At 42.3% G+C, this 25,186-nt stretch carries 21 protein-coding genes, 5 tRNA genes and 1 other annotated feature; of the genes, 19 read left to right on the top strand and 7 right to left on the bottom strand.

Annotation, left to right across the window (positions count from 1 at the left end):
• Positions 1 to 20 precede the first annotated feature (20 nt).
• From alaS to luxS, 9 genes are all read left to right on the top strand, one after another.
• Positions 21 to 2,648 carry an alanine--tRNA ligase gene (alaS, locus tag Xmir_RS13365; RefSeq protein WP_099114711.1) on the top strand — a complete coding sequence of 876 codons (2,628 nt, stop codon included), beginning with the start codon at positions 21 to 23 and terminating at the stop codon, positions 2,646 to 2,648.
• Between the two features lie 247 nt (positions 2,649 to 2,895).
• Positions 2,896 to 3,081 (top strand): carbon storage regulator CsrA, encoded by a 186-nt coding sequence (gene csrA / locus Xmir_RS13360; protein WP_010845367.1) that lies wholly within the window; start codon positions 2,896 to 2,898, stop codon positions 3,079 to 3,081.
• Between the two features lie 462 nt (positions 3,082 to 3,543).
• Positions 3,544 to 3,636: transfer RNA gene (locus Xmir_RS13355), tRNA-Ser, on the top strand.
• A 10-nt stretch (positions 3,637 to 3,646) separates the two neighbouring features.
• Positions 3,647 to 3,723, top strand: a tRNA-Arg gene (locus Xmir_RS13350).
• Positions 3,724 to 3,808: 85 nt separating this feature from the next.
• Positions 3,809 to 3,885, top strand: a tRNA-Arg gene (locus Xmir_RS13345).
• An 85-nt stretch (positions 3,886 to 3,970) separates the two neighbouring features.
• Positions 3,971 to 4,047, top strand: a tRNA-Arg gene (locus Xmir_RS13340).
• A gap of 88 nt (positions 4,048 to 4,135) precedes the next feature.
• A tRNA-Arg gene (locus tag Xmir_RS13335) sits at positions 4,136 to 4,212 on the top strand.
• A gap of 191 nt (positions 4,213 to 4,403) precedes the next feature.
• On the top strand, positions 4,404 to 5,966 hold the full coding sequence (gshA, locus tag Xmir_RS13330) for a glutamate--cysteine ligase (RefSeq protein WP_099114710.1): 1,563 nt from the start codon (positions 4,404 to 4,406) through the stop codon (positions 5,964 to 5,966).
• 162 nt (positions 5,967 to 6,128) lie between these two features.
• Positions 6,129 to 6,644 carry an S-ribosylhomocysteine lyase gene (gene luxS, locus Xmir_RS13325; RefSeq protein WP_099114709.1) on the top strand — a complete coding sequence of 172 codons (516 nt, stop codon included), beginning with the start codon at positions 6,129 to 6,131 and terminating at the stop codon, positions 6,642 to 6,644.
• A gap of 505 nt (positions 6,645 to 7,149) precedes the next feature.
• On the opposite strand, the gene Xmir_RS13320 is transcribed toward luxS, so the two are convergent.
• Positions 7,150 to 8,445, bottom strand: coding sequence for an HlyC/CorC family transporter (locus Xmir_RS13320; RefSeq protein WP_099114708.1), 1,296 nt, complete (start codon positions 8,443 to 8,445; stop codon positions 7,150 to 7,152).
• 52 nt (positions 8,446 to 8,497) lie between these two features.
• Positions 8,498 to 9,289 (bottom strand): cytochrome C assembly family protein, encoded by a 792-nt coding sequence (locus tag Xmir_RS13315; protein WP_099114707.1) that lies wholly within the window; start codon positions 9,287 to 9,289, stop codon positions 8,498 to 8,500.
• A gap of 242 nt (positions 9,290 to 9,531) precedes the next feature.
• On the opposite strand from Xmir_RS13315, the gene ffh reads away from it, so the two are divergent.
• The 5 genes from ffh to rplS all read left to right on the top strand — a co-directional run bounded on the left by ffh (position 9,532) and on the right by rplS (position 13,054).
• Positions 9,532 to 10,893 carry a signal recognition particle protein gene (gene ffh / locus Xmir_RS13310; RefSeq protein WP_099114706.1) on the top strand — a complete coding sequence of 454 codons (1,362 nt, stop codon included), beginning with the start codon at positions 9,532 to 9,534 and terminating at the stop codon, positions 10,891 to 10,893.
• Positions 10,894 to 11,030: 137 nt separating this feature from the next.
• Entirely contained in the window at positions 11,031 to 11,279 is a 249-nt protein-coding gene (gene rpsP / locus Xmir_RS13305; protein WP_047961642.1) for a 30S ribosomal protein S16, read from the top strand.
• Between the two features lie 18 nt (positions 11,280 to 11,297).
• Complete coding sequence (gene rimM / locus Xmir_RS13300; RefSeq protein ID WP_099114705.1) at positions 11,298 to 11,846, top strand: ribosome maturation factor RimM; 549 nt, start codon at positions 11,298 to 11,300, stop codon at positions 11,844 to 11,846.
• A gap of 37 nt (positions 11,847 to 11,883) precedes the next feature.
• Positions 11,884 to 12,636 (top strand): tRNA (guanosine(37)-N1)-methyltransferase TrmD, encoded by a 753-nt coding sequence (gene trmD / locus Xmir_RS13295; protein WP_099114704.1) that lies wholly within the window; start codon positions 11,884 to 11,886, stop codon positions 12,634 to 12,636.
• Between the two features lie 64 nt (positions 12,637 to 12,700).
• Positions 12,701 to 13,054 carry a 50S ribosomal protein L19 gene (rplS, locus tag Xmir_RS13290; protein ID WP_010845356.1) on the top strand — a complete coding sequence of 118 codons (354 nt, stop codon included), beginning with the start codon at positions 12,701 to 12,703 and terminating at the stop codon, positions 13,052 to 13,054.
• 177 nt (positions 13,055 to 13,231) lie between these two features.
• Here rplS and Xmir_RS13285 read toward each other — a convergent pair whose 3' ends face one another.
• Positions 13,232 to 14,575 carry an anaerobic C4-dicarboxylate transporter gene (locus Xmir_RS13285; protein WP_099114703.1) on the bottom strand — a complete coding sequence of 448 codons (1,344 nt, stop codon included), beginning with the start codon at positions 14,573 to 14,575 and terminating at the stop codon, positions 13,232 to 13,234.
• Positions 14,576 to 15,127: 552 nt separating this feature from the next.
• Here Xmir_RS13285 and Xmir_RS13280 point away from each other — a divergent pair.
• Both Xmir_RS13280 and tyrA read left to right on the top strand, forming a co-directional pair.
• Positions 15,128 to 16,222 (top strand): 3-deoxy-7-phosphoheptulonate synthase, encoded by a 1,095-nt coding sequence (locus Xmir_RS13280; RefSeq protein ID WP_099114702.1) that lies wholly within the window; start codon positions 15,128 to 15,130, stop codon positions 16,220 to 16,222.
• Positions 16,223 to 16,227: 5 nt separating this feature from the next.
• The gene (tyrA, locus tag Xmir_RS13275; protein WP_099114701.1) at positions 16,228 to 17,349 is read left to right on the top strand and encodes a bifunctional chorismate mutase/prephenate dehydrogenase; all 1,122 of its coding nucleotides are present in this window, start codon (positions 16,228 to 16,230) and stop codon (positions 17,347 to 17,349) included.
• Between the two features lie 56 nt (positions 17,350 to 17,405).
• Here the strand turns inward: tyrA and pheA are convergent, their stop codons facing one another.
• The 3 genes from pheA to bamD form a co-directional block, all read right to left on the bottom strand.
• Positions 17,406 to 18,560, bottom strand: a complete 1,155-nt coding sequence (gene pheA, locus Xmir_RS13270) for a bifunctional chorismate mutase/prephenate dehydratase (RefSeq protein ID WP_099114700.1) — start codon at positions 18,558 to 18,560, stop codon at positions 17,406 to 17,408.
• 64 nt (positions 18,561 to 18,624) lie between these two features.
• Positions 18,625 to 18,750, bottom strand: a sequence feature (Phe leader region).
• A 150-nt stretch (positions 18,751 to 18,900) separates the two neighbouring features.
• A complete protein-coding gene (gene raiA / locus Xmir_RS13265; protein WP_099114699.1) occupies positions 18,901 to 19,233 on the bottom strand; it encodes a ribosome-associated translation inhibitor RaiA in 333 nt (110 codons plus the stop codon).
• Positions 19,234 to 19,612: 379 nt separating this feature from the next.
• A complete protein-coding gene (gene bamD / locus Xmir_RS13260; protein ID WP_208620434.1) occupies positions 19,613 to 20,335 on the bottom strand; it encodes an outer membrane protein assembly factor BamD in 723 nt (240 codons plus the stop codon).
• Positions 20,336 to 20,482: 147 nt separating this feature from the next.
• Between bamD and rluD the strand changes: the two genes are divergently transcribed.
• The 3 genes from rluD to clpB all read left to right on the top strand — a co-directional run bounded on the left by rluD (position 20,483) and on the right by clpB (position 24,914).
• Positions 20,483 to 21,460 (top strand): 23S rRNA pseudouridine(1911/1915/1917) synthase RluD, encoded by a 978-nt coding sequence (gene rluD / locus Xmir_RS13255; protein WP_099114697.1) that lies wholly within the window; start codon positions 20,483 to 20,485, stop codon positions 21,458 to 21,460.
• Positions 21,461 to 21,464: 4 nt separating this feature from the next.
• Complete coding sequence (gene yfiH, locus Xmir_RS13250; RefSeq protein ID WP_099114696.1) at positions 21,465 to 22,211, top strand: purine nucleoside phosphorylase YfiH; 747 nt, start codon at positions 21,465 to 21,467, stop codon at positions 22,209 to 22,211.
• Positions 22,212 to 22,340: 129 nt separating this feature from the next.
• Positions 22,341 to 24,914 carry an ATP-dependent chaperone ClpB gene (clpB, locus tag Xmir_RS13245; RefSeq protein ID WP_099114695.1) on the top strand — a complete coding sequence of 858 codons (2,574 nt, stop codon included), beginning with the start codon at positions 22,341 to 22,343 and terminating at the stop codon, positions 24,912 to 24,914.
• Positions 24,915 to 24,939: 25 nt separating this feature from the next.
• Here clpB and Xmir_RS27065 read toward each other — a convergent pair.
• Positions 24,940 to 25,186, bottom strand: a 247-nt coding sequence (locus Xmir_RS27065) for a hypothetical protein (RefSeq protein ID WP_208620430.1), incomplete at its 5' end; no start/stop codon positions are given.

Below are 25,186 nucleotides of genomic sequence, written 5' to 3'. Positions count from 1 at the left end.
AGCTTGATTTCGGGACAATTATGAGCAAAAGCACCGCTGAGATCCGTCAAGCGTTTCTTGACTTTTTTCATACTAAAGGGCACCAGATAGTACCAAGTAGTTCGTTGGTGCCAAACAATGATCCAACATTGTTGTTCACCAACGCAGGGATGAACCAGTTCAAAGATGTTTTTCTTGGATTAGATAAAAGGCCTTATTCCAGAGCAACAACGGCTCAGCGCTGCGTTCGTGCTGGTGGTAAACATAACGATTTAGAAAATGTGGGATATACAGCCCGTCACCATACTTTCTTCGAAATGTTGGGTAACTTCAGTTTTGGTGATTATTTTAAACAAGATGCCATCAAATACGCATGGGAGCTATTGACCGGCGAAGAATGGTTTAATCTGCCGAAAGAAAAACTGTGGGTTACTGTCTATGAGACAGACGATGAAGCCTATGATATTTGGCATAAAGAAGTCGGTGTTCCAACAGAAAGAATTATTCGCATTGGCGATAACAAAGGTGCCCCTTATGCGTCAGATAACTTCTGGCAAATGGGTGACACCGGCCCTTGTGGCCCTTGTACAGAAATTTTCTATGACCATGGTGACCACATTTGGGGAGGCCCTCCTGGTAGCCCAGAAGAAGACGGTGACAGATATATTGAAATCTGGAACATTGTCTTCATGCAATTCAATCGCCATGCCGATGGTACAATGGAACCACTGCCAAAACCGTCAGTTGATACCGGTATGGGGCTGGAGCGTATCGCCGCAGTATTGCAGCACGTCAACTCTAACTACGAGATTGACTTATTCCAGAATTTGATTGCTTCAGTTGCAGAAGTGACGGGAGCAACAGATCTCACCAATAAATCTCTGCGCGTTGTTGCAGATCATATCCGGGCATGTGCGTTCTTGATTTGTGATGGTGTTATTCCATCCAATGAGAACCGTGGATATGTACTTCGCCGCATTATTCGTCGTGCTGTCCGTCATGGTAATATGCTCGGTGCAAAAGATACTTTCTTCTATAAATTAGTTGCTCCATTGATTAAGGTGATGGGCGCTGCTGGTGAAGAGCTGAAAAAACAGCAGTCTTTGGTTGAGCAGGTATTGAAAACTGAAGAAGAACAATTCGCCCGTACCTTGGATCGTGGTTTACAGTTACTGGATGAAGAATTGGAGAAATTGCCCGGCGATACCCTGGATGGTGCAACTGCTTTCCGTTTGTATGATACCTATGGTTTTCCAGTTGATTTGACTGCGGATGTTTGCCGTGAAAGAAATATCAAAGTTGATGAAGCTGGTTTTGATGTAGCGATGGAAAACCAACGTCGTCGTGCCCGTGAATCCAGTGGTTTTGGTACAGACTACAATGAATTGATCAAAGTTGACGGTCGAAGTGATTTTTGTGGTTATGAACATAATTCACAGCAAGCTGCTATTACCGCTATCTTCCGTAATGGCGAATCTGTTGAACAAATTCATGCAGGCGAAGAGGCGATCGTTATACTTGATAAAACAGCTTTCTATGCTGAATCAGGCGGACAGGTTGGAGATACAGGACAGTTGTTGAATGGCAATGGTATCTTCGAAGTTACTGATACTCAGAAATATGCTCAGGCAATCGGCCACATTGGTAAATTGACAAGTGGTAGTTTGAGCGTTAAACATACAGTCAATGCTGAAATTGATGTGGTACGCAGAAATGCGATCCGTTTGAACCATTCTGCAACCCATTTGCTGCATGCAGCATTGCGTAACATTCTGGGAGAGCATGTTTCTCAGAAAGGCTCTTTAGTCAATGATAAATACCTGCGCTTTGACTTCTCTCATTTTGAAGCAATGAAGCCAGAACAGATTCGTCAGACAGAAAATCTGGTGAACGAAGAAATTCGCAAAAATTCACCAGTTGTTACAGAATTAATGGAGCTGGAAGAAGCAAAAGCTAAAGGTGCTATGGCACTGTTTGGCGAGAAGTATGATGAAAAAGTTCGTGTACTGAGCATGGGCGGCTTTTCTACCGAATTATGTGGTGGTACTCATGCAAGTCGCACTGGTGATATTGGGTTGTTCCGTATATCCAGTGAATCAGGTACAGCAGCAGGAATTCGCCGTATTGAAGCCATTACGGGGCAAACTGCGCTGAACTCAATTTATCAGCAAGCTGATTTACTGCAAGACATTGCTCATCTGGTGAAAGGTGATATTAGTAGCCTGAATGAGAAAGTGAAAACGACACTGGACAGAACGAAACAGTTGGAAAAAGAGTTGCAACAACTGAAATCTCAGCAAGCAGCTCAGGAAAGCTCTTCTTTAGCTAATCAGGCTAAAGAGATCCAAGGTGTTCGTTTACTGGTGACACAATTAGGTGATGTTGAACCTAAGATGCTCAGAACAATGGTTGATGATCTGAAAAATCAGTTGGGATCGGCAATTATTGTGCTTTCTACAGTGACTGGTGATAAAGTCAGCCTAATTGTTGGTATAACAAAGGATTTGACTGCTAGAATAAAAGCAGGCGATTTAATCTCTTTCGTTGCCCAACAAGTTGGAGGTAAAGGAGGAGGCCGTCCTGATCTGGCTCAGGCTGGCGGGACAGATGTAACTGCTCTTCCTTCGGCATTGGCTAGTGTAGAAGAGTGGGTAACATTGCGGTTATAGTTGGTATCGCCGTGACAGTAACGGCATCATGAAAGCGTTTTTTCTATGATGCCGATGTTTTTTGTTGTGAAATTGTTGAAATGTTGGGCACATACTTATATTTTAGCTATCCTATAGATATAGGAAATGTGTTCAAAACTGCTTATACTTTAAGTAGATATCATTGCTTTACGTTTTCACGGTGTTTGATGGATAATAGCGGGGAAACCTAGAGACCCGACTCTTTTAAATTTTCAAGGAGCAAAGAATGCTTATTCTGACTCGTCGAGTTGGTGAAACACTCATGATAGGCGATGAGGTAACAGTCACAGTACTGGGAGTTAAAGGCAACCAAGTTCGCATTGGTGTAAACGCACCCAAGGAAGTTTCTGTTCACCGTGAAGAAATTTATCAACGGATTCAGGCAGAGAAATCTCAGCCTACAACTTTTTAATTCAAGAATGGCGTCCACGCTTTTTTTAAGACTTGGGCGCTACTCTACTTCCCTGTTTTGTGAACCTGATCAGGTTACCTTTTCTTGTTACTATTCCTGTTACTACCTTAATTCTATTCTCTCACGTCTTTTTATTTTCTATCTGTTGAAAAAGCCTCGTTCATGGGGCCATAGCGATGAATAATCATTTTTATAAATTTTAATGGTGCTTAGCGGATTTTGCTGTTGATAAAATAGCTCTTTAGATGCTAAACCAAGCGTTTTGCGCGCTAAGTATTCAAACGGAAAAAAGTTTCGAAAAATTGTTTGACTTATCAGGCAGGGAAAGTAATATGTGCGCCATCGCAGCGACGAAGAGCTTAGAAAGAAGCTTCTGAGCAGTAAGCAGAAGAAGACATTCTAAGAACTACGAAGTGAAAACTTCAGGTCGCAAGTTTTAAAGCGTTTTAGTTTTAAAAATATGGTGAGGTGGCCGAGAGGCTGAAGGCGCTCCCCTGCTAAGGGAGTATGTGGTTAAGAGCTGCATCGAGGGTTCGAATCCCTCCCTCACCGCCATTTAAGCAACGCATCCGTAGCTCAGCTGGATAGAGTACTCGGCTACGAACCGAGCGGTCGGAGGTTCGAATCCTCCCGGATGCGCCACTTTAAACACCGCGATTTTTAGGTATCTCAATTCTGTCAAGTCGGGCAATCAGCAGCGCCTGAACAGGAATAGTAAACCGACAATGCATCCATAGCTCAGCTGGATAGAGTACTCGGCTACGAACCGAGCGGTCGGAGGTTCGAATCCTCCTGGATGCACCATTTTAAACACCGTGAGTTTTAGGTGTATCAATTCTGAAAAGTTAGGCAATCAGCAGCGCCTGACCAGAAATAGAAAACTGACAACGCATCCATAGCTCAGCTGGATAGAGTACTCGGCTACGAACCGAGCGGTCGGAGGTTCGAATCCTCCTGGATGCACCATATTCAACATTGTGATTCCATCATGGTGTTAATGTTCTGAGAGTAAGACCGTCTATAATGTCTGCTCAGAAATAGAAAACCTGACAACGCATCCGTAGCTCAGCTGGATAGAGTACTCGGCTACGAACCGAGCGGTCGGAGGTTCGAATCCTCCCGGATGCACCATTTTAAAACCCTGCCTTATCAAGGCAGGGTTTTTTTATTGCTATTTGAAACATAATATTTCCTTCATCATTATTTGATCGTAATTTGACCTTTGATAAGTCATCACCTCTATGTAATCAGCGACAACTTGGCTTGTTTCATATAAAGTAAACTCTTAGTAATAATCTTTTTAAAACTCCACGGAGGTCAAATTGATCCCGGACGTATCAAAGGCATTGTCATGGCTAGAGGCAAACCCTACTGTGTTAGATGGTATTTGTCGCGGCATTGAACGTGAAACATTGCGTGTTACTCCAGAAGGTCATTTAGCTAAGACGGCGCATCCAGAATCACTTGGTGCTTCTTTAACGCATAAATGGATTACAACTGATTTTGCTGAATCTCTATTGGAGTTTATTACCCCTGTTGATAACAACATAGATAGTACCATTGATTTCCTTAACGATTTACATCGTTATACCGCGAGAAATCTGGGCGACGAAAAAATGTGGCCTTTGAGTATGCCATGTTTCATTGACGATGAGGAAAACATCACTCTGGCACAATATGGTACGTCTAATGTGGGGCGTTTTAAGACGTTGTATCGTGAGGGATTAAAGAATCGTTACGGTGCACTGATGCAGACGATTTCAGGGGTGCATTATAATTTTTCTCTTCCACTAAGTTTCTGGCAGGCACGGTTAGGTATTAAAGATGCAGAAACGGGAAAAGAGCAGATTTCAGAGGGATACTTTCGTCTGATCCGTAATTATTACCGCTTTGGTTGGGTGATTCCCTATTTATTTGGTGCATCACCAGCAATTTGCTCCTCATTTTTACGTGGTCGGAATACAGCGTTATCCTTTGAGAAAACTGAAAAAGGGACTTGTTACCTACCTTATGCGACTTCTCTGAGGATGAGTGACCTAGGGTATACCAACAAATCGCAAAGTGATCTGAATATCACTTTTAATAATCTCCATACGTACGTAGAAGGTCTTAAGAAAGCGATCCATAAACCATCTGCTGATTTTGCGGCAATTGGCGTCAAAAAAGGGGATAAGTACCTCCAACTTAATACTAATGTCCTTCAAATTGAAAATGAGTTGTACGCACCAATACGCCCTAAACGGGTAACTCTGGAGGGGGAATCGCCTTCTGATGCGTTATTGAGAGGCGGTATAGAGTACATTGAAGTACGCTCTTTAGACATTAACCCTTTCTCCCCGATTGGTGTTGATGAAACTCAGATTCGTTTTCTTGACCTATTCTTGATATGGTGTGCCTTAGCTGATGCTCCTGAAATGGGAAGTAAAGAGCTTGAGTGTTGTCGCGGTAACTGGAATAAAGTGATTTTGGAAGGACGTAAGCCAGAGTTACATATCGGTATTGGTGGTGGTGTTGAACAACAACCCCTTAAGTCTGTCGGGCAAGAACTATTCCGGGATTTAGAGCGGGTTGCTGAAGTTTTGGATGCTTGTTCAGGAACTCAGTATCAGTCAGTGTGTAAAGAACTGGTTATTATGTTTGAAGATCCATCGCTAACGTTTTCAGCGCGCGTATTAGGCAAGATGAAAACGCAAGGGATAGGTGGTTTTGGATTGGAACTGGCAAAAAAATACAGTCAGGAATTGATTGAAGAGCCTTACTCAATTTTGAATAATGATGAAAGTTTTTCTGCTGAACGTGATGCTTCTGTATTGAGGCAACACAATCTTGAGCAACAAGACAGCATGAGTTTTGATGACTATCTAAAACTTCATGCTGGGAGTTAAAAAAGAAAATGGCCACCAAGCGGTGGCCGAATAAAATCTCTTAAAGAATAGGGATGATAACAATTTGCGCGTCTTCATATCTTATGACCAGCCGCAAGTAAAAAGGTTTCATCTATCTGGAAAAATTTTCGTAAAAAATCTGATGCCCTAGGAGGTAGGTTTATGCCTTTATTGGATAGTTTTACAGTTGACCATACTCGTATGGCTGCTCCAGCAGTTAGAGTTGCCAAGATGATGAAAACGCCTCATGGCGATACTATCACCGTATTTGATTTACGTTTTTGTGTTCCTAATAAAGCCGTGATGCCAGAAAAGGGTATTCATACTCTTGAGCATCTGTTTGCGGGTTTTATGCGTAATCATTTGAACGGTGATGGTGTTGATATTATCGATATCTCCCCGATGGGATGCCGTACTGGTTTTTATATGAGCTTGATCGGTGCCCCGACAGAGTTAAGAGTAGCTGAGTCTTGGAAAGCTGCGATGGCCGATGTACTGAAAGTTCAAAATCAGAACCAGATCCCAGAACTAAACATTTATCAGTGCGGTACTTATGAAATGCATTCACTAAAAGAAGCTCAAGATATTGCTCAGAGTATTCTTGATGCCGGTGTTCGCGTTAATCTGAACGAAGAGTTAGCATTGCCTGAAGAAAAGCTTGTAGAGCTTCGAGTTTAGTCTGTTTGTTAAGTCAATAAGCGATACAACATCTTGGTTACCATTCTATATTCTGGCTGTGAAACTCTTGTTAAGCAGCCAGATCTACTTTAGGGACAGAGTTAGCTCATTTTTTGCCAGCCTTGTGTTGCTATTTTCCCTCTTAAAGAACCCTTATCGAAAATATACCTGCGTGATACGCTTGTCTTTTGGGTACAGATAAGTTTTCTATTGAATGGTAATATTCAAGGTATTTTAACATTTGTAATATTTTATAATATTATGCCTGTTATGAATTTTATTATGAACAATTTTGATTAAGATATTGTATTTGTTTCTGGCATAAGTTCAGTGAAGCAGAATACTTTAAGCATTTAAAATGCTCCTGCCTGAAAGCAAAGAATAGAAGCAATAATATATGTTGTGTGAATCTACCATATATTATTGCTCTTAAACCACCCTGGAACATACAGTGAGATAGTATTTGGGTGGTCTTTATCCTGAGTGAATGTGAATAATGGCTAAATTATTCACTGGAGGTTATGTCTTGTTCCGTTCTTTTGTTCATTGGTGTTACACGCACCTGCTTAATAACATTATCGTGTACGGAAAGAACTTCAAAATTATATTTGTTAATTTGTACTTGAACACTCAATTCAGGAAGTTCACCTAATTCTTCCAGAATCATTCCATTCATTGTTCTTGGGCCATCTTCAGGGAGCGCCCAATTGAAGGCTTTGTTTAGCTCGCGAATATTAGCTGTACCATCCACCAAAACGGTGCCATCACTTTGTGGAAGAACTTCTTCGGCCAAAGTTGGGGACATGGACGTGGTAAAATCGCCAACAATTTCTTCCAAAATATCTTCGACAGTAACGAGTCCTTGAATATCTCCATATTCATCCACGATCAAACCGACTTTCTGCTTGTTGCGTTGGAAGTTAACGAGCTGGGTATTCAGCGGAGTACTGACGGGGATAAAGTAGATTTTATCTGCTGCTTTAATTAAGTTTCTTTTTGTGAACTCTTTTTTCTCCATCATCAATCGGTAGGCTTCACGTACCCGTAGCATACCAATGGCATCATCAAGGGAATCCCGATAAAGCACAATTCGCCCATGCGGTGAATGTGTTAATTGCCTGATGACGGATTTCCAATCATTGTTAATGTCAATGCCAACAATCTCATTACGAGGCACCATTATGTCGCCAACGGTGACTTTCTCAAGATCCAGTATTGAGATCAGCATGTCTTGATTGCGGCGCGATAGATTGGTATTTGATTCATTTACGATTGTTCTCAATTCGTCCTTGCTGACCGCATCATTACGAATATTAGAAACTTTGATGCCCAGACAACGCATAAACAGCAAACTGATTTTATTAAATGCCCAAACGAGAGGCAGCATGATTTTTTCCAGTGGGCGCAGCAGGAAACTACTTGGAAATGCTATTCTTTCTGGGTAAAGAGCCGCAATGGTCTTTGGCATCACTTCGGAGAAAATAAGGATCACGAAAGTGAGTATGCCTGTAGCAATGGCAACACCTGCATCACCATAAAGGCGCATACCAACAATAGTAGCGAGAGAAGACGCCAGAATATTGATGAGATTGTTACCAATAAGAATAAGGCTGATAAGCCTATCTGGGTGACGCAGCAGAGATTCTACCCTACGTGCAGAGTTGCTCCCCTGTTTAGCTAAATGACGTAAGCGATAGCGGTTGATTGTCATCATACTGGTTTCTGAGGCTGAGAAATAGGCCGAAACGAAAACCATGACAATAAGAATGATAATCAGTGTGCCTGTTGAGACGTGCTCCAAAACAGAATTCCTTCCTAATATGTATGCAAACTGGCTATGGGTCTTTTGACTCTTAATAAACCATAATTTCCTGCAATAGCCTGTTACCGAAAAAAGCGAGAGTCAGAATAAATGCACCAATCAGATTGAACCAAATAACGCGTTTGCCACGCCATCCTTCATGATAGTGCCCCCAAAGCAAAATAACGTAGATGAACCATGCAATGATAGATAAAACCGATTTATGAATATTTTCTTTACTGAAAACATCATCCATGTACATGATGCCTGTGCATAGCGTCAATGTTAGTAAAATTACACCAACTTGGGTAATGTGAAACATTTTGCGCTCGATGGCCATCAGTGGAGGTATGCCAGAAGTAAAGGAAAACTTTTTCTTTTTGAGCTGATAATCCAACCATCCAAGCTGCAAAGCATAAAGAGCGGCAATGAGTAAAGTGGTATAGCCAAGTAATGCCAGCCCAATATGAATGAATAATTCGACACTGCCTTCAAGATGCGTAATGAATTCTCCTGGCATCATGCTGGCTAATATCAAATTTATCATGGAGAAGCTGTAAACAATCGGTAATAAAAACCATGCACGACCACGGAAAGCGACGATCGTCATGATAATGCACATAAGTAAACTAACGATTGAGCCTAAATTCAATAGCGTAAGGTTTTGACCACTGCTGACATGAAATACTTGATATTTTAATGCAATCGCGTGATTAACTAATGCCACAATTGCGAAAAAAAGAGCCAGTTTTTGATAACTGTTTTGTTGGCGCAGTAACCCTGGTACAACGAGTGTCAGGCTAATGAGATAGGCAAGTAAAGCAATAATTGAAAATACCAGCATAACGTTTATCGTTTTCGCAATAGTGTTTACCCTTCAAGCTATTCAAGCTATTCAAATTATAGTTTGAAATCTATCGGGTATGGATTGAACTTAAAATTTAAGTATACCGCTAGCAGGAAGAGCCTCCAACCATTGTTAATCATAGTTGGGAATCTCTTTGCAGAGATCACATGATCATCGTGTTATAATTCGTAAAATTTGCCTTACAGGTAGACCCACTTGTAGATATCTGAGCTGAGACAATGTTTGATAATTTAACTGACAGACTATCGCGCACACTGCGCAATATCAGCGGCCGCGGGCGGCTGACTGAAGATAATATTAAAGATACACTGCGCGAAGTTCGTATGGCTTTGCTTGAGGCGGATGTTGCATTGCCTGTAGTGCGTGATTTTATTTCACGCGTCAAAGAGAGCGCAGTGGGGCATGAGGTTAACAAAAGTCTGACTCCGGGGCAGGAATTCGTCAAAATCGTTCAGAATGAACTCGTTAAGGCGATGGGAGAGGTTAACAGTGAATTAAACCTTTCTGCACAGCCTCCTGCGGTTGTTCTAATGGCGGGTTTACAAGGTGCCGGTAAAACAACCAGCGTTGCCAAATTAGGTAAGCTGCTCAAAGAAAAAAATAAGAAAAAAGTATTGGTCGTTTCTGCCGACGTTTACCGTCCTGCGGCTATTAAACAGCTTGAAACTCTGTCTGAAACAGTCGGAGTTGACTTTTTCCCTTCAGATCCGCAAGAAAAGCCGATTGATATCGTCAACAAGGCTATCCAACACGCTAAGCTGAAATTTTATGATGTGCTGTTAGTCGACACCGCAGGTCGTTTGCATGTTGATGAAGCGATGATGGATGAAATTAAAGCGGTTCATGCTGCAATCAAACCAGTTGAAACGCTATTTGTCGTTGATGCAATGACGGGGCAAGATGCGGCAAATACTGCGAAAGCATTTAATGAAGCTCTGCCATTGACAGGTGTTGTCCTGACTAAAGTTGATGGTGATGCCCGTGGTGGGGCCGCACTTTCTATTCGCCATATTACGGGTAAGCCAATCAAATTTCTTGGGGTTGGTGAAAAGACAGATGCGTTGGAGCCTTTCTATCCGGATCGGATTGCATCCCGTATTCTGGGTATGGGAGACATGCTTTCACTGATCGAAGAAATTGAAAGCAAGGTTGATCGTACTCAAGCGGAAAAACTGGCATCGAAACTGAAAAAAGGCGATGGTTTTGATTTAAGTGATTTTCTCGATCAGTTAAAACAAATGCGTAACATGGGTGGGATGACCAGCATGTTAAGCAAAATGCCCGGAATGTCACAAATCCCTGATGCGGTCAAATCTCAAATGGATGATAAGGTTCTGGTTAAAATGGAAGCTATCATTAATTCCATGACCCGAAAAGAGCGCGAAAAACCAGAAATCATTAAAGGTTCCCGTAAGCGTCGTATTGCGATGGGATCGGGTACCCAAGTGCAGGACGTTAACCGTTTACTGAAACAGTTTGATGAAATGCAGAGGATGATGAAAAAGATGAAAAAAGGTGGATTGGCAAAAATGATGCGAGGCATGAAAGGTATGTTGCCACCGGGATTCATGGGGCGATAATCAACAAATTCGCGAAAGAAAATGTACTTTGGATTGCTTTTTGCGCCAAAGTGAGTAAAATTTTCGGGCTTTTAAATGGACAGCCGGACTCCATTCCTCGATGGAGTCTGGTTGTTTTGCTAACTAATGAGGATGTTATGGTAACAATTCGTTTAGCTCGTGGCGGCGCAAAAAAGCGTCCATTCTATCAAGTAGTCGTGACCGATAGCCGCAATGCGCGTGATGGTCGTTTCATTGAGCGTGTAGGTTTCTTCAACCCAATCGCTTCAGGAAATGCAGAAGCTCTGCGTTTAGATCTGGACCGTATCGAACACTGGGTTGGTCTGGGTGCATCTGTGTCTGATCGTGTTGCTGCACTGATCAAAGACGCAAAGAAAACAGCTTAATCTGTCACGGTGGTAACAATGAGCAAGCAATCTGGCCTGAAGCACCCTGTTGAGCCAATCGTATTGGGGAAATTAGGGTCAGCGTATGGCATTCGTGGTTGGCTCAGAGTTTTTTCTTCCACCGAACATGCCGAAGACATTTTTGAATATCAACCGTGGTTTATTCAACGCTCAGGCCAATGGCAACACGTTGAGCTGGAAGCGTGGAAATACCACAATCAGGATATTATCGTCAAAATCAAAGATATTGATGATCGGGATGCAGCGAATTTACTGACTAACTGTGAAGTTGTAGTGGATTCCCAACAGTTACCAGAACTGGAAGACGGTGATTATTATTGGAAAGACCTTGTTGGTTGCCAAGTTATAAACACTGCGGGTTACAACCTTGGAACCGTTCATGACATGATGGAAACAGGTTCTAACGATGTGATGGTAATAAAAGCAAACCTGAAAGATGCATTCGGTATCAAGGAGCGGTTAGTTCCGTTTCTTGATGGGCAGGTTATCAAGAAAGTCGATCTCGCTACCAAAACAATTGAGGTAGATTGGGATCCTGGTTTTTAATCTCCGGTAAAAACGGTTTAAATGAGTGGGACGCAGTATGTGGATTGGGGTTATTAGCCTGTTTCCTGAAATGTTCCGCGCAATAACCGATTACGGGGTAACTGGTCGGGCAGTAAAAAATGGCCTGCTCAGTATCGAATGTTGGAGTCCGCGGGATTTTACCTACGACCGACATCGTACTGTTGATGATCGTCCTTATGGCGGTGGTCCAGGCATGCTGATGATGGTGCAACCTTTACGGGAAGCCATCCATGCAGCCAAAGTTTCGGCGGGTGATGGTGCTAAGGTGATTTATCTTTCACCTCAGGGTCGCAAACTTGACCAACAGGGAGTTTGTGAACTGGCAGCGAATGAGAAGTTAATTCTGGTTTGCGGTCGTTATGAAGGTATTGATGAGCGTGTCATTCAAACCGAAATTGACGAAGAATGGTCTATCGGTGATTACGTTCTGAGCGGGGGAGAACTTCCTGCAATGACAATGATTGACTCAATATCTCGGTTTATTCCGGGGGTTTTGGGACGTCAGGCATCAGCAGAAGAAGATTCATTCGCTGATGGATTGTTGGATTGTCCGCATTATACTCGCCCTGAAGTGTTAGACGGTATGGAAGTTCCTCCAGTTCTTTTGTCGGGAAACCATGCCGAAATTAATCGCTGGCGAATGAAACAATCGCTTGGCCGAACTTGGTTAAGAAGGCCCGAACTTCTAGAAAGCCTAGCTCTGACTGACGAGCAAAGGATGTTGCTGGCTGAATTCCAACGGGAATATCAGGATCAGGCAACAAATTAATCCAGACATGTCCTGTAAAGGAATGTCTTTGATATATCAGTTTACCTAGGGTAAGAGAGTTATTATGAGCAACATTATTAAACAACTTGAACAAGAGCAGATGAAGCAAGACGTACCTTCATTCCGTCCGGGTGATACCGTGGAAGTTAAGGTATGGGTCGTTGAAGGTTCTAAAAAGCGTCTGCAGACATTCGAGGGCGTGGTTATTGCGATTCGTAACCGCGGTCTGCACTCTGCATTCACTGTTCGTAAGATTTCTAACGGCGAAGGCGTTGAGCGTGTATTCCAGACTCACTCCCCAGTCGTAGACAGCATCAACGTTAAACGTCGTGGTGCTGTTCGCAGAGCTAAACTGTACTACCTGCGTGAGCGTTCTGGTAAGGCTGCTCGTATTAAAGAGCGTCTGAACGCGAAATAATACGCTTTTGCTACATCCGAAAGTTATCGTTAAAGGCCAGCAAGTTGCTGGCCTTTTTTAAGTTCTTAATGGACTTATCCAATGAATGACCCACCATATAATGCGTCCAACTTTCGGGATTTATTTTAATAAGTGGGCTATTAATTTGCTTCTGTTCTGAACTAATTTAATTAAACATTACATAAAAGCACTGACCAAAAGATATCCAACTGTGCAGGAGCCGCTGACACCAATCAATCCCGGCAGAATAAAGCTGTGATTGATGATGAATTTCCCGATTTTTGTTGTACCTGAACGGTCAAAACCGATGCAAGCCAGATCGCTTGGGTAAGTAGGTAAAACGAAGTAGCCATAGGCAGCAGGAAAGAAAGCAATCAGAAGTTTGGGATCAACGCCAAGTTGTAACCCCATTGGGGCAATTGCTGTCAATGCAGCGGCTTGGCTGTTAACCAATTTTGATACTAAGAACAGCACCAGGGCATAAGTCCATGGTTGTGCTTGAACAACATCTTCTAAAACGAGCTTTAATTCACCCAGATGTGAGTGAAAGAAAGTATCACTCATCCATGCCACGCCAAAGACAGAAAAAATGGCAACCATACCCGCTTTGAACACGGCACCGTTGGCGATTTCATTGGCTTTGACTTTGCACACCATCAGCATGATGGCTCCTGCAATTAACATCATCATCTGGATCACCAGATTCATGGAGAGGGGTTTTAACGTTCCATTTGTTTCAAAGGCAGGGCGCAGGTCTGTAAATGCACCAAATAAGACCACGATCGCAATAGCAGCAAAGAAAATCCAGGTTGCCCAATAAGCCTGTTTAGGAAATACTTGGTCTAATAACGTTTCTGAACTGCCATAAATAAACTCACGTTGTTTTGGATCTTTAATTTTTTCCTGAAACTCCTCGTCTTTATCCAGATCTTTCCCGCGGCGCAAGCTCCATAATGCAGCAAGTATTACTCCTGTCAGTGATGCAGGTATTGAAACCGCCAAAATTTCCAAAATTCCGTAGACTTGGCCAATGCCATGACTGGCAGCAATAATTGACACTAAAGAGACGACGGCGACAGAAACTGGAGAAGCTGTGATTGCCATTTGGGAAGCAACAGAAGCAACCGCCATTGGGCGTTCAGGACGGATACCTTTTTTCAGGGCAATATCACCAATGATTGGAAACATGGTATACACCACGTGCCCTGTACCACAAAGAAAAGTCAGAGTCCAAGTTGTCAATGGTGCCAAAAGGGTAATGTGTTGTGGATGGCGGCGCAGAAGACGTTCTGCAAATTGCATCATGACATTGAGCCCACCAGCTGTTTGTAAAACAGAAGCACAACCAATTACGGCAAGAATAGTGAGCATCACATCAACAGGAGGCTTACCGGGTTCCAAGCCGAAAACAAATGTCAGTATAAAAAGTCCAATACCACTGATCAGTCCCAATCCCATTCCCGCATAACGCGTACCGATTAATAAGCATATGATTATTATGGTAAATTGCAGCGTTATCATATCTGTCCTTAATAAATGATTAATAAATAAAAACTGGCAACACAGGCTTTTGGATCTGTATTACTTATCCCCATCATCTTTCAAGTTGCAGCTTTTTTGAAAGCTTGAAATCTATTGGGCATAGCTGTTCTTTATAAATGTTGTTTTATAGTTTCAGAGGATCACTAAAAACACAGATTAATATTATTAAAAACTAGATATAAAAATGGGATTGAGATCTTGTTTTTATTAGATGATTTTAAAAGAAATTTATCTTATCGGTAAATGAGTTGAAAAAGGTTAATAAAATATTTCCATGTGGATAAAATTGTGAAATTCAATTCACAAAAAAATAACGTGTAAATTTACTTATATGTTACTTTTCTAAACTAGAAATGTAATAAATTATTTCTTTATGATGTATAGCGATGATGTAATTACATGAGTGTAAATATTTATTTCCAATAAATGGAAAGTATTTACACAAATGGATTGTATTCTTTACGATGAATGGTATGTTATCCCGCAGGCACTTAAAAAACTCTAAATGGACAAGACAAGGCAGGTATAGAAATGATCATGCAAAAAGATGCACTTAATAACGTTCATATTCTTGATGAACAGGTTCTTATCACTCCAGAAGAACTGAAACAGAAATACCTATTGAGTAGCAACGATCTGCATGCCATCACAAACGCACGCAATACGATTGCTGATATCATTCAGCATCGTGATCCTCGTTTACTAGTGGTATGTGGCCCATGTTCAATTCATGACGTGGATGCTGCCTTGGATTACGCCCGCCGTTTGAAAACACTCTCTGCTGAATTGAGTGATTGTCTGTATATTGTAATGCGTGTCTATTTTGAAAAGCCGCGTACAACGGTCGGCTGGAAAGGCTTAATCAGTGATCCTTACATGGATGGTTCGTTTGATATGGATGCAGGGCTGCATATTGCCCGTCGCCTGTTATTAAATCTGGTTGAAATGGGATTACCTTTGGCTAATGAAGCGCTTGACCCCAATAATCCACAGTATCTGGGCGATTTGTTTAGCTGGTCAGCAATTGGTGCAAGAACAACTGAGTCTCAAACCCATCGGGAAATGGCGTCGGGTTTATCGGTATCGGTTGGTTTTAAAAATGGCACTGATGGTAATTTGAGTACCGCAATTAACGCCATGAAAGCTGCTGCAATGCCTCATCGCTTTATGGGCATCAATCAGTCAGGTCAGGTTTGTTTGCTACAAACCCAAGGGAATCCGAACGGGCATGTGATCTTACGTGGCGGAGCGGCACCAAATTACAGTGCCGAACATGTTGCTGACTGTGAACGCCAAATGATGAAAGCAGGGCTGATACCATCACTGATGATTGATTGTAGTCACGGTAATTCTAATAAAGATTTTCGTCGTCAGAACATTGTAGTGGATTCTGTTGCTGAGCAGATTATGGCTGGAAATCAGTCCATCATTGGCATTATGCTGGAAAGCCATATTAACGAAGGCAACCAATCTTCCGAACAGCCCCGTGCCGAGATGAAATATGGTGTGTCGGTAACTGACGCCTGCATTAACTGGCAGACGACGGAGCAGGTATTAAGAAAATTACAACAACAAATTGCTCCACACTTGGCCCACCGAAACACGATGATGAAAAAAGCAGGGTAATCAATATGGCAGAAGAATTGTCACAATTGAGGGAACAAATTGATGAGGTAGACAAAGCTTTATTAGCTTTACTGGCGAAGCGCCTGAATTTAGTGGCGCAGGTTGGGGAAGTTAAAAGCCAACTGGGTTTACCAATTTATGCACCTGACAGGGAGGCGGCAATGTTGGCATCCCGTCGTCAGGAGGCTGAAGATATGGGGATTCCGCCTGATTTGATCGAAGATATCTTGCGCCGTATTATGCGGGAATCTTACGTCAGCGAAAACAACAAAGGCTTTAAAAAGCTCTGCACTGACTTGGGGCCTGTGGTTATCGTCGGTGGTTCAGGTAAAATGGGTAAATTATTCAGCCGATTGCTGACTTTGTCAGGCTATGAAGTGAGAGTGCTTGAGGTTGGGGATTGGGATCACGCCGAAGATATATTGGCTGATGCCGGAATGGTGATAGTCAGCGTTCCGATTCATTTGACGGAAGAAATTATTCGTCGCTTACCTCCTTTGCCAGAACAATGTATTTTGGTTGATCTTGCTTCCATCAAACACAAGCCATTAAATGCGATGCTTGATGTGCATCAAGGGCCTGTTTTGGGGCTGCATCCTATGTTTGGGCCAGATGTAGGTAGCTTTGCTAAACAAGTCGTTGTGTATTGTGATGGGCGTTATCCAGAAGCATATCAATGGGTTTTGGAACAAATATCGGTATGGGGTGCGAGATTGCATCAAATCAGCGCAGAGCAGCATGATAAAAATATGAGTTTTATCCAGGCCCTGCGTCATTTCTCTACTTTTTCTTACGGCCGATACCTTGCAAAAGAAGGTGTTGATTTACAACAGTTACTTTCACTATCTTCACCTATTTACAGATTGGAGCTAGTAATGGTGGGACGGTTATTTGCACAAGATCCCCAGTTATATGCTGATATCATTATGTCTAGCCCTGAGAATATTGAACTTATCCGTCGTTATCATCAAAGTTTTGGGCAAGCTTTGGAAATATTGGAAGATAAGGATAAATCGACATTTATTGCGAGTTTTAACCAAGTTAGTGAATGGTTTGGCGATGAAGCAAACCGCTTCATGAAAGAAAGCCGAACTCTTTTGCAACAGGCCAGTGATAGCAGGGTATAACAAGCCCTTAGTATGCTTATCATATAAACCGGATGTTTCCATCCGGTTGCTTATTGTTAGATTGGCTCGATAGGAATGACATTTTCTGATGGGTAACATCCCAATACTTTCAAAAAATGGGTGATTTCTGACAGCTCTTTGAGTACCTGTTGCATTTTTATGGAACGCAGATTGGCTTGTACATCGATGTAAAACATCTCTTCCCACGGCTTACCATTTATTGGGCGGGATTCCAGCTTACTCATGACAATACCGTGCTTCTTCAAAATAATTAGCGCATCAACTAGTGCGCCGGCTTGTTGTCCTGTTGACATGATAAACGTGGTTTTGGCAGGAACCTGGTCAGATACCTCAATAGATTTGCGGGCAACAACAATAAAGCGGGTACTATTGTCTTGCTGATTAGCTAGATTGTTTTCTAAAACGTGTAATCCATAAAGCCCTCCACCTGCTTCGCTGCCTAATGCTGCTACTTCTGGTGAGTTGAGTTCAGCGACTTTCTGCATAGCGGCGGCTGTACTTTCACAATAGACAATATTCCAGTGAGGGTATTTATTAAGATATTGATTACACTGTTGGAAAGGTTGAGAGTGGCTATAAACGGTTTTTATCCTGGAAATCTCAGTTTGCCCGGAAACCAATAAACAGTGATTGATTGGCAGGGTTATCTCTCCAACAAGGGATAAAGGTGTATTCTGCAATAAATCATAAACTTCATTGATCGCCCCGGAACTTGTATTTTCCAGTGGTAGAATGCCGTAATCTGCCTGACCAATCTCAACCAATGAAAAGATATCAGGGAATTTGTGGCAACTGTACTCAACCAATTGATTAAAATGACGAGCAGAAAATTGGCGAGCCGCAATATGAGAATAGGAACCTTTTGGCCCAAGAAAAGTAATGCGGGCAGAATCATAAGGTGTTTGATTCAGGTGCTGTTGCAACAAAGCTTGTTGGGTGAGCACTGAATCCTCAATGATCATCTGAAAGAGCCGGGTAATGTAAAATCCATCTAAACCACGGGACTTACCTTTATCAATTAGTACGTTTAATAGCTCTCGTTCACGGTTTTTATCTCGAATAGGGCGGTGATCGAGAAGTTTGGTTTGAGCGATACTGCTGGCTAACTGCCGACGTTTAGCGAGTAAGTCCAGTAGATCCGCGTCAATATTACTAATCTCTTCTCGTAAATTAATGAAATCTCGTTCCATAGCATGTTCCTGACCTTCTTATCATGGGGATCGGTTGTGTTGTGGGTATTGTTTATAACCTATAAACAAAAAAACCTCCCATCGGTAGGGAGGTTTTTTTGTTCGTCTTCTTGATTTCTTTTTAAAACGAAACAACCCCCCTTATGAGAAGGTGAAAAAGAAAAATAAGAAAGACAAATTGATAGTCATTTGGTTCGTTAGCGCATTACTTTACACATTTAATAATGTACTTTAATTAACCTATTTGAAGGGAAGTGTCAACAGAAGGCTTTTATCGCCCTTATATTGCAGGCAGCAAAAACGCGCTCATTGAGCGCGTTAGAACAAGAATAAGGAATGGTTATACTTCCAGATTAAGGTTGGACTCTTTTACACTGTTATCTGCGCGACGAGCTTCTGCCTTATGTTGTACTTTATTGAGCTGACGCTCCAATTTTGTAAGTAGTTCGTTGATAGCAGCATACATGTCCTCATGTTTGGCACTGGCAACCAATGTGCCATTCGGTGTGCCAATTGTGGCATCAACCAAAAATCCTTGTGGCTCTTTTGATAGTACAATATGTGGACTAATTAGGTTGACTTGCCATTTGCTCAACTTATTTAGACGGTCTTCTACATGGCTACGAATTGCGGGGGTAATTTCCATTTGCTTACTGGTAATGTTTACTAACATATAGTTACCTCTTAATGTTACTCCGTCTTCAATGAACTCAGCATACCGCGCTTTTGCGCAAAAAGAATGATCTAAATCACTTTTGTTGTGTGATTTCGAAAGCAAGTGACAGAATTGTGATAGTCGAGGAAGTTATGGATAATTTTTGTTGCGGAGTGGTGCATTATGCGTCATTATCAGTCAGTTGTGGTATTATAAATCATGTTATAATTTTATAATATGAATCATTTCCATTATGAAAATATCGTAAATGTAATTAAAATCATTCTAGTTTTCCGCTAATCCGCTAATTAAAGAGCAAAAATCGAATGATATAAAAAAACAGCAACTGTTTAGCTGCTGTTTTTGAACGCCTGTTTAAACCTTATAAGGTCAAATTTTATGCAGGATTGGCTGCGATAAGTTGTGCTACTTTATTGGCTTCAGCCGTTAACCCCAGTTCCTTATAAGCTGATTCCATATAAGGGAGGGCTTCCAAAGTCGCTTTAGTATCAGGATAATCTCGTAACATCTGTTCTACGCGATTGACAACGGCTACATAAGCGCTGCGTTTCGTGTAATATTTCACGACGGCAAGTTCATACTGAGCCAAGCGCTCCTTAAGGAATACTAAACGCTTGGTAGCGTCGGCTGCATATTGACTGTTTGGATAGTAACGCACGAGCTGATTGAAATCACGGAATGCGGCACGGGCATGCTCAGGGTCACGATCTGAACGATCAATACCGAAAAAGCCTTGTAATGCACTATCATCCAGAGCTTGTGAAACTAATCCACGCATATACATTACATAGTCGATATTAGGATGGGTTGGGTTCAAGCGCATGAAACGGTCAATGGATGCGAGAGCTAGTGGAAATTCTGCTGATTTGTAGTAGGCGTAGATCAAATCAAGCTGAACTTGTTGGGAGTACGGCCCAAAAGGATAACGGTTATCAAGGGATTCCAATTGCTTGATAGCCGCTTTATAGTTACCTTCTTGTAGCTTTTCCTGCCCGGTTGAATAAATTTGAGATGGCGGGATATCAGGAACAGCATCCTTATTGCTGGAGCATCCAGATAAAACCAGGCTCAATGTGGTCGCTGCCACCAGATATTTCATGCGAATCATCACGTGTTGATTATCCTCTGAGTGTTTTCTGGGAGACTGTCCGTGAAGCTCCCGGCAAAATATAGAGTTACAATAGCACACTATTTTAAATGAAACGGCCTCGCCGTCAAAACTCAACGTAAAATATAGAAATTATATATGGCACAACAAATCCGACTTAATGCAATAGTCGCTGAATCTCAGCTTGGTCAACGTTTAGATCAAGCTTTGGCCGAATTGTTCCCCGATTATTCCAGATCACGTATAAAAGAGTGGATCTTGGATAATAAAGTTCAAGTTAACGGTAAATTAATTAATAAACCAAAAGAAAAAGTTCTGGGTGGTGAAGAAATTTCCATCAATGCTATCATTGAAGAAGATGCGCGTTGGGAACCACAGGATATTGAATTGAATATTGTTTATGAAGATGACGATATTCTGGTAATCAATAAACCACGAGATTTGGTTGTTCATCCCGGAGCGGGTAACCCTGATGGTACAGTATTGAATGCGCTGTTATACCGTTACCCTGAAATTGCGGATGTGCCTCGAGCAGGTATTGTTCACCGTCTCGATAAAGATACGACAGGATTGATGGTTGTCGCAAAAACTGTACCAGCACAAACCCGCTTAGTGGAATCCTTGCAATTACGTGAAATAACACGTGAGTATGAAGCTGTAGCTTTGGGATGTATGACGGCTGGTGGAATGGTAGAAGAACCGATTTCCCGTCATCCAACTAAACGGACACATATGGCAGTACATCCTATGGGAAAACCTGCTGTTACTCATTATCGAGTTATGGAGCATTTTCGTGCACATACCCGTTTGCGTTTGCGTCTGGAAACAGGCAGGACGCATCAAATTCGTGTACATATGGCGCATATTAAACATCCTTTGGTTGGAGATCCTCTGTACGGCGGACGTCCTCGTCCTTTAAAAGGCGCCTCAGACGAATTTCGCGAAGTGATGCGCAACTTTGATCGGCAAGCATTGCATGCCACCATGTTACGCCTTTACCATCCGATCACGGGTATTGAAATGGAATGGCATGCACCGCTTCCGGATGACATGGTTAAATTGATTGAAGTAATGAAAGCAGACGCTGAAACTTTCAAAGATGAAATGGACTGGTAGGTAAATGACATCACTGATTTTTCCTGATTGGCCGCAGCCTGATAATGTTGGCGCTTGTAGTACAACCCGTTTGGGGGGCGTGAGCCTGTCTCCATATGACAGTTTAAATTTGGGTGCCCATGTTGGAGACAAACCAGAAAGTGTAGAGCGAAATAGAACATTGTTGGTTGAATATGCTCAATTGCCGCAACATCCCACTTGGTTGGAACAAGTACACGGAACACGTGTTATCACTCTTGATGGTCAGTCAGATGATGGTCAGTTACAGGAAAATAATCAGGCTGATGCCGTTTACACTAATATTCCGGGGCAGGTTTGTGCTGTTATGACAGCAGATTGCCTCCCCGTATTATTTTGCAGTATTTCAGGAGATGAGGTTGCAGCAGCTCATGCCGGATGGCGTGGGTTATGTGCAGGAGTATTGGAAAATACGGTATCTCGATTTAATGCAAAACCTGAAATGATCCGCGTGTGGTTGGGGCCAGCGATTGGCCCTGAAAAATTTGAGGTGGGCAGTGAAGTCAGGGACGCTTTCATCGCAACCAATTCTGATCTAGCGCAAGCCTTCATACCTTATGGTGATAAATTTCTGGCAAATATTTATTTACTGGCTAAATTAAAATTGCAGTCTGTAGGGATAACAGACATTTTCGGTGGAACTGCGTGCACAGTCACAGAGGAAAAAACCTTTTTCTCTTATCGTCGTGATGGTAACACTGGGCGAATGGCAACTTTAATCTGGTTGCGATAACCTACCTTACAGGACGATCTTTGGCGTATAGCGGTCAGTTTCCAATTAACTTTTCAGAATACCTTGAATATTTAAAGAATGGCCTTATCTAATCTCCAGTAACAAATTCTGACCAGTATTGGAGGTGTTATGCGTCTGGATCGTCTTACCAATAAATTCCAGCTTGCTCTCGCTGACGCCCAATCCCTCGCATTAGGGCGTGATAATCAATTCATTGAACCTATCCACTTGATGAGCGCATTGCTCAATCAAGAAGGTGGCTCTGTTCGTCCTTTATTAGCGTCAGCAGGGGTGGATACGGATAGCTTTAATAATCAACTTAGTCAGGCTCTGAACCGATTGCCAAAAGTAGAGGGCAACGGTGGGGATGTTCAGGTATCCAATGAGCTAGGGCGTTATTTAAACCTGTGTGACAAACTTTCGCAAAAAGCAGGTGATAACTTTATTTCTTCTGAACTCTTTGTTCTGGCAGCGATAGAAGAACGTGGAACATTAAGTGACATACTGAAAGCTGTTGGGGCAAACAAAGATAAAATCACTAAGGCAATAGAACAAATGCGTGGTGGTGAAAATGTGAATGACCAAGGCGCAGAAGATCAGCGTCAGGCATTAAAGAAATATACAATTGATCTGACTGAACGTGCTGAACAAGGCAAATTAGACCCTGTTATTGGGCGTGACGAAGAAATTCGACGCACAATTCAGGTGTTGCAGCGTAGAACTAAAAACAATCCCGTTCTTATTGGCGAACCGGGTGTTGGGAAAACAGCTATTGTTGAAGGTTTGGCCCAGCGCATTGTTAACGGTGAAGTTCCTGAGGGATTGAAAAACAAACGTGTTTTATCCCTTGATATGGGCGCGCTGTTGGCGGGGGCGAAATACCGCGGTGAATTTGAAGAACGTTTGAAAGGTGTTTTGAACGATCTCGCCAAACAGGAAGGCTCAGTTATCCTGTTTATTGATGAACTGCATACCATGGTAGGAGCGGGTAAAGCTGAAGGGGCAATGGATGCCGGTAATATGCTGAAGCCCGCTCTGGCTCGCGGTGAACTGCATTGTGTTGGTGCGACGACATTGGATGAATATCGGCAGTACATTGAGAAGGATGCCGCCTTGGAGCGTCGCTTCCAAAAAGTTTACGTTGCAGAGCCTACTGTTGAAGACACCATTGCTATCCTGCGTGGGCTCAAAGAACGTTATGAATTGCATCATCATGTACAAATTACCGACCCGGCAATCGTTGCGGCAGCAACATTATCTCATCGCTATATTTCTGATCGTATGCTGCCTGATAAAGCAATTGATTTGATTGATGAAGCAGGGGCAAGTCTGCGTATGCAGATGGATTCTAAACCAGAAGCATTGGATCGTCTGGAACGCCGTGTTATTCAATTAAAGCTCGAACAGCAGGCACTGAAAAAAGAGTCTGATGATGCCAGTAAGAAGCGCTTAGAGATGCTGAATGAAGAATTGACGGAAAAAGAGCGTGAATACTCTGAACTGGAAGAAGAGTGGAAAGCTGAGAAAGCAGAACTTAGTGGCACCCAAAATATCAAGGCTGAGTTAGAACATGCACGTATTGAATTAGAAAAAGCTCGCCGTAGTGGTGACTTGGCCAAAATGTCTGAAATTCAGTACGGAAAAATTCCGGAATTGGAAAAACGCCTGACAGCGGCAACCGCGGCAGAAAATCGTCATATGAAACTGCTGCGTAATAAAGTCACGGATGCTGAAATTGCTGAAATACTTGCTCGTTGGACAGGAATTCCTGTTTCCAGAATGTTGGAGAGTGAAAAAGACAAATTGTTGCGCATGGAGCAAGAATTGCATAAACGTGTTATCGGGCAAAATGAAGCTGTGGATGCCGTATCGAATGCAATTCGTCGTAGCAGAGCCGGATTATCTGATCCTAATCGTCCAATTGGCTCTTTTATGTTCTTGGGGCCGACTGGGGTTGGTAAAACAGAATTGTGTAAGGCGCTGGCTAATTTCTTATTCGACAGTGATGATGCCATGGTGCGTATCGATATGTCGGAATTTATGGAAAAACACGCCGTTTCAAGATTAGTCGGCGCTCCTCCAGGATATGTTGGATACGAAGAAGGTGGATATTTGACAGAAGCCGTGCGCCGTCGTCCCTATTCAGTCATTTTGCTGGATGAAGTAGAGAAAGCCCACCCAGATGTTTTCAATATATTGTTGCAGGTATTGGATGACGGTCGTTTGACCGATGGTCAGGGAAGAACGGTTGATTTTCGTAATACGGTTGTGATTATGACCTCTAACTTAGGTTCAGATATGATTCAGGATCGTTTTGGTTCACTGGATTATACCGGAATGAAAGATATGGTGATGGAGGTAGTTGGTCATCATTTCAGACCTGAGTTTATTAACCGTGTTGATGAAGTCGTTGTATTCCATCCATTAGGGAAGGAACATTTAACATCTATTGCGAAGATTCAATTGCAACGTTTATATCAGCGTCTGGAAGAACGGGGTTATCAAGTTACGATGACACCTTCCGCATTGGAGAAACTGAGTGAAGCTGGTTTTGATCCTGTATATGGTGCTCGTCCATTAAAACGCGCTATTCAGCAAGAGATTGAAAACCCACTGGCTCAACAAATTCTCTCTGGCAAGTTAATTCCGGGCAAATTGGTGACTTTGGAGCTGGAAAATAACCGTATTGTTGCAATGCAATAACACTGTTTACTTAGAGCCTCTTTAACTAAAAGAGGCAGTGAAGATAAAAAGAGGTGAAAAAAACACCTCTTTTTTCTTTTGTAGACCAATAAAACATCGAATCAGGCTGTTTTGGGCGATAAGTAAGCGGTTGAGAGGTTTTTTTAAAATAACTATTGCCAGTATCACAAAAGTCCCTATAATGCGCTTCCGTTGTCACGACAAACACACAAACATGTCGAGATGACAAAGTGAAAAGCCCTGAAAAATAAGGCTTGACACTCTCAGAGGAA

This window comes from Xenorhabdus miraniensis, assembly GCF_002632615.1.
Note: the sequence above shows the minus strand (reverse complement) of the source record. Positions and strands in the feature narration are given on the sequence as shown.

What these genes read in the sequence shown, in the direction of transcription:
- pheA (WP_099114700.1), bottom strand. Translation starts at nt 18,560, where the DNA reads ATGGAACGAGATTTCATTAATTTACGAGAAGAGATTAGTAATATTGAC.
- rplS (WP_010845356.1), top strand. Translation starts at nt 12,701, where the DNA reads ATGAGCAACATTATTAAACAACTTGAACAAGAGCAGATGAAGCAAGAC.
- rluD (WP_099114697.1), top strand. Translation starts at nt 20,483, where the DNA reads ATGGCACAACAAATCCGACTTAATGCAATAGTCGCTGAATCTCAGCTT.
- Xmir_RS13315 (WP_099114707.1), bottom strand. Translation starts at nt 9,289, where the DNA reads ATGCTGGTATTTTCAATTATTGCTTTACTTGCCTATCTCATTAGCCTG.
- raiA (WP_099114699.1), bottom strand. Translation starts at nt 19,233, where the DNA reads ATGTTAGTAAACATTACCAGTAAGCAAATGGAAATTACCCCCGCAATT.
- Xmir_RS13285 (WP_099114703.1), bottom strand. Translation starts at nt 14,575, where the DNA reads ATGATAACGCTGCAATTTACCATAATAATCATATGCTTATTAATCGGT.
- rpsP (WP_047961642.1), top strand. Translation starts at nt 11,031, where the DNA reads ATGGTAACAATTCGTTTAGCTCGTGGCGGCGCAAAAAAGCGTCCATTC.
- yfiH (WP_099114696.1), top strand. Translation starts at nt 21,465, where the DNA reads ATGACATCACTGATTTTTCCTGATTGGCCGCAGCCTGATAATGTTGGC.
- rimM (WP_099114705.1), top strand. Translation starts at nt 11,298, where the DNA reads ATGAGCAAGCAATCTGGCCTGAAGCACCCTGTTGAGCCAATCGTATTG.
- clpB (WP_099114695.1), top strand. Translation starts at nt 22,341, where the DNA reads ATGCGTCTGGATCGTCTTACCAATAAATTCCAGCTTGCTCTCGCTGAC.
- ffh (WP_099114706.1), top strand. Translation starts at nt 9,532, where the DNA reads ATGTTTGATAATTTAACTGACAGACTATCGCGCACACTGCGCAATATC.
- trmD (WP_099114704.1), top strand. Translation starts at nt 11,884, where the DNA reads ATGTGGATTGGGGTTATTAGCCTGTTTCCTGAAATGTTCCGCGCAATA.
- tyrA (WP_099114701.1), top strand. Translation starts at nt 16,228, where the DNA reads ATGGCAGAAGAATTGTCACAATTGAGGGAACAAATTGATGAGGTAGAC.
- alaS (WP_099114711.1), top strand. Translation starts at nt 21, where the DNA reads ATGAGCAAAAGCACCGCTGAGATCCGTCAAGCGTTTCTTGACTTTTTT.
- csrA (WP_010845367.1), top strand. Translation starts at nt 2,896, where the DNA reads ATGCTTATTCTGACTCGTCGAGTTGGTGAAACACTCATGATAGGCGAT.
- luxS (WP_099114709.1), top strand. Translation starts at nt 6,129, where the DNA reads ATGCCTTTATTGGATAGTTTTACAGTTGACCATACTCGTATGGCTGCT.
- Xmir_RS13280 (WP_099114702.1), top strand. Translation starts at nt 15,128, where the DNA reads ATGATCATGCAAAAAGATGCACTTAATAACGTTCATATTCTTGATGAA.
- bamD (WP_208620434.1), bottom strand. Translation starts at nt 20,335, where the DNA reads ATGAAATATCTGGTGGCAGCGACCACATTGAGCCTGGTTTTATCTGGA.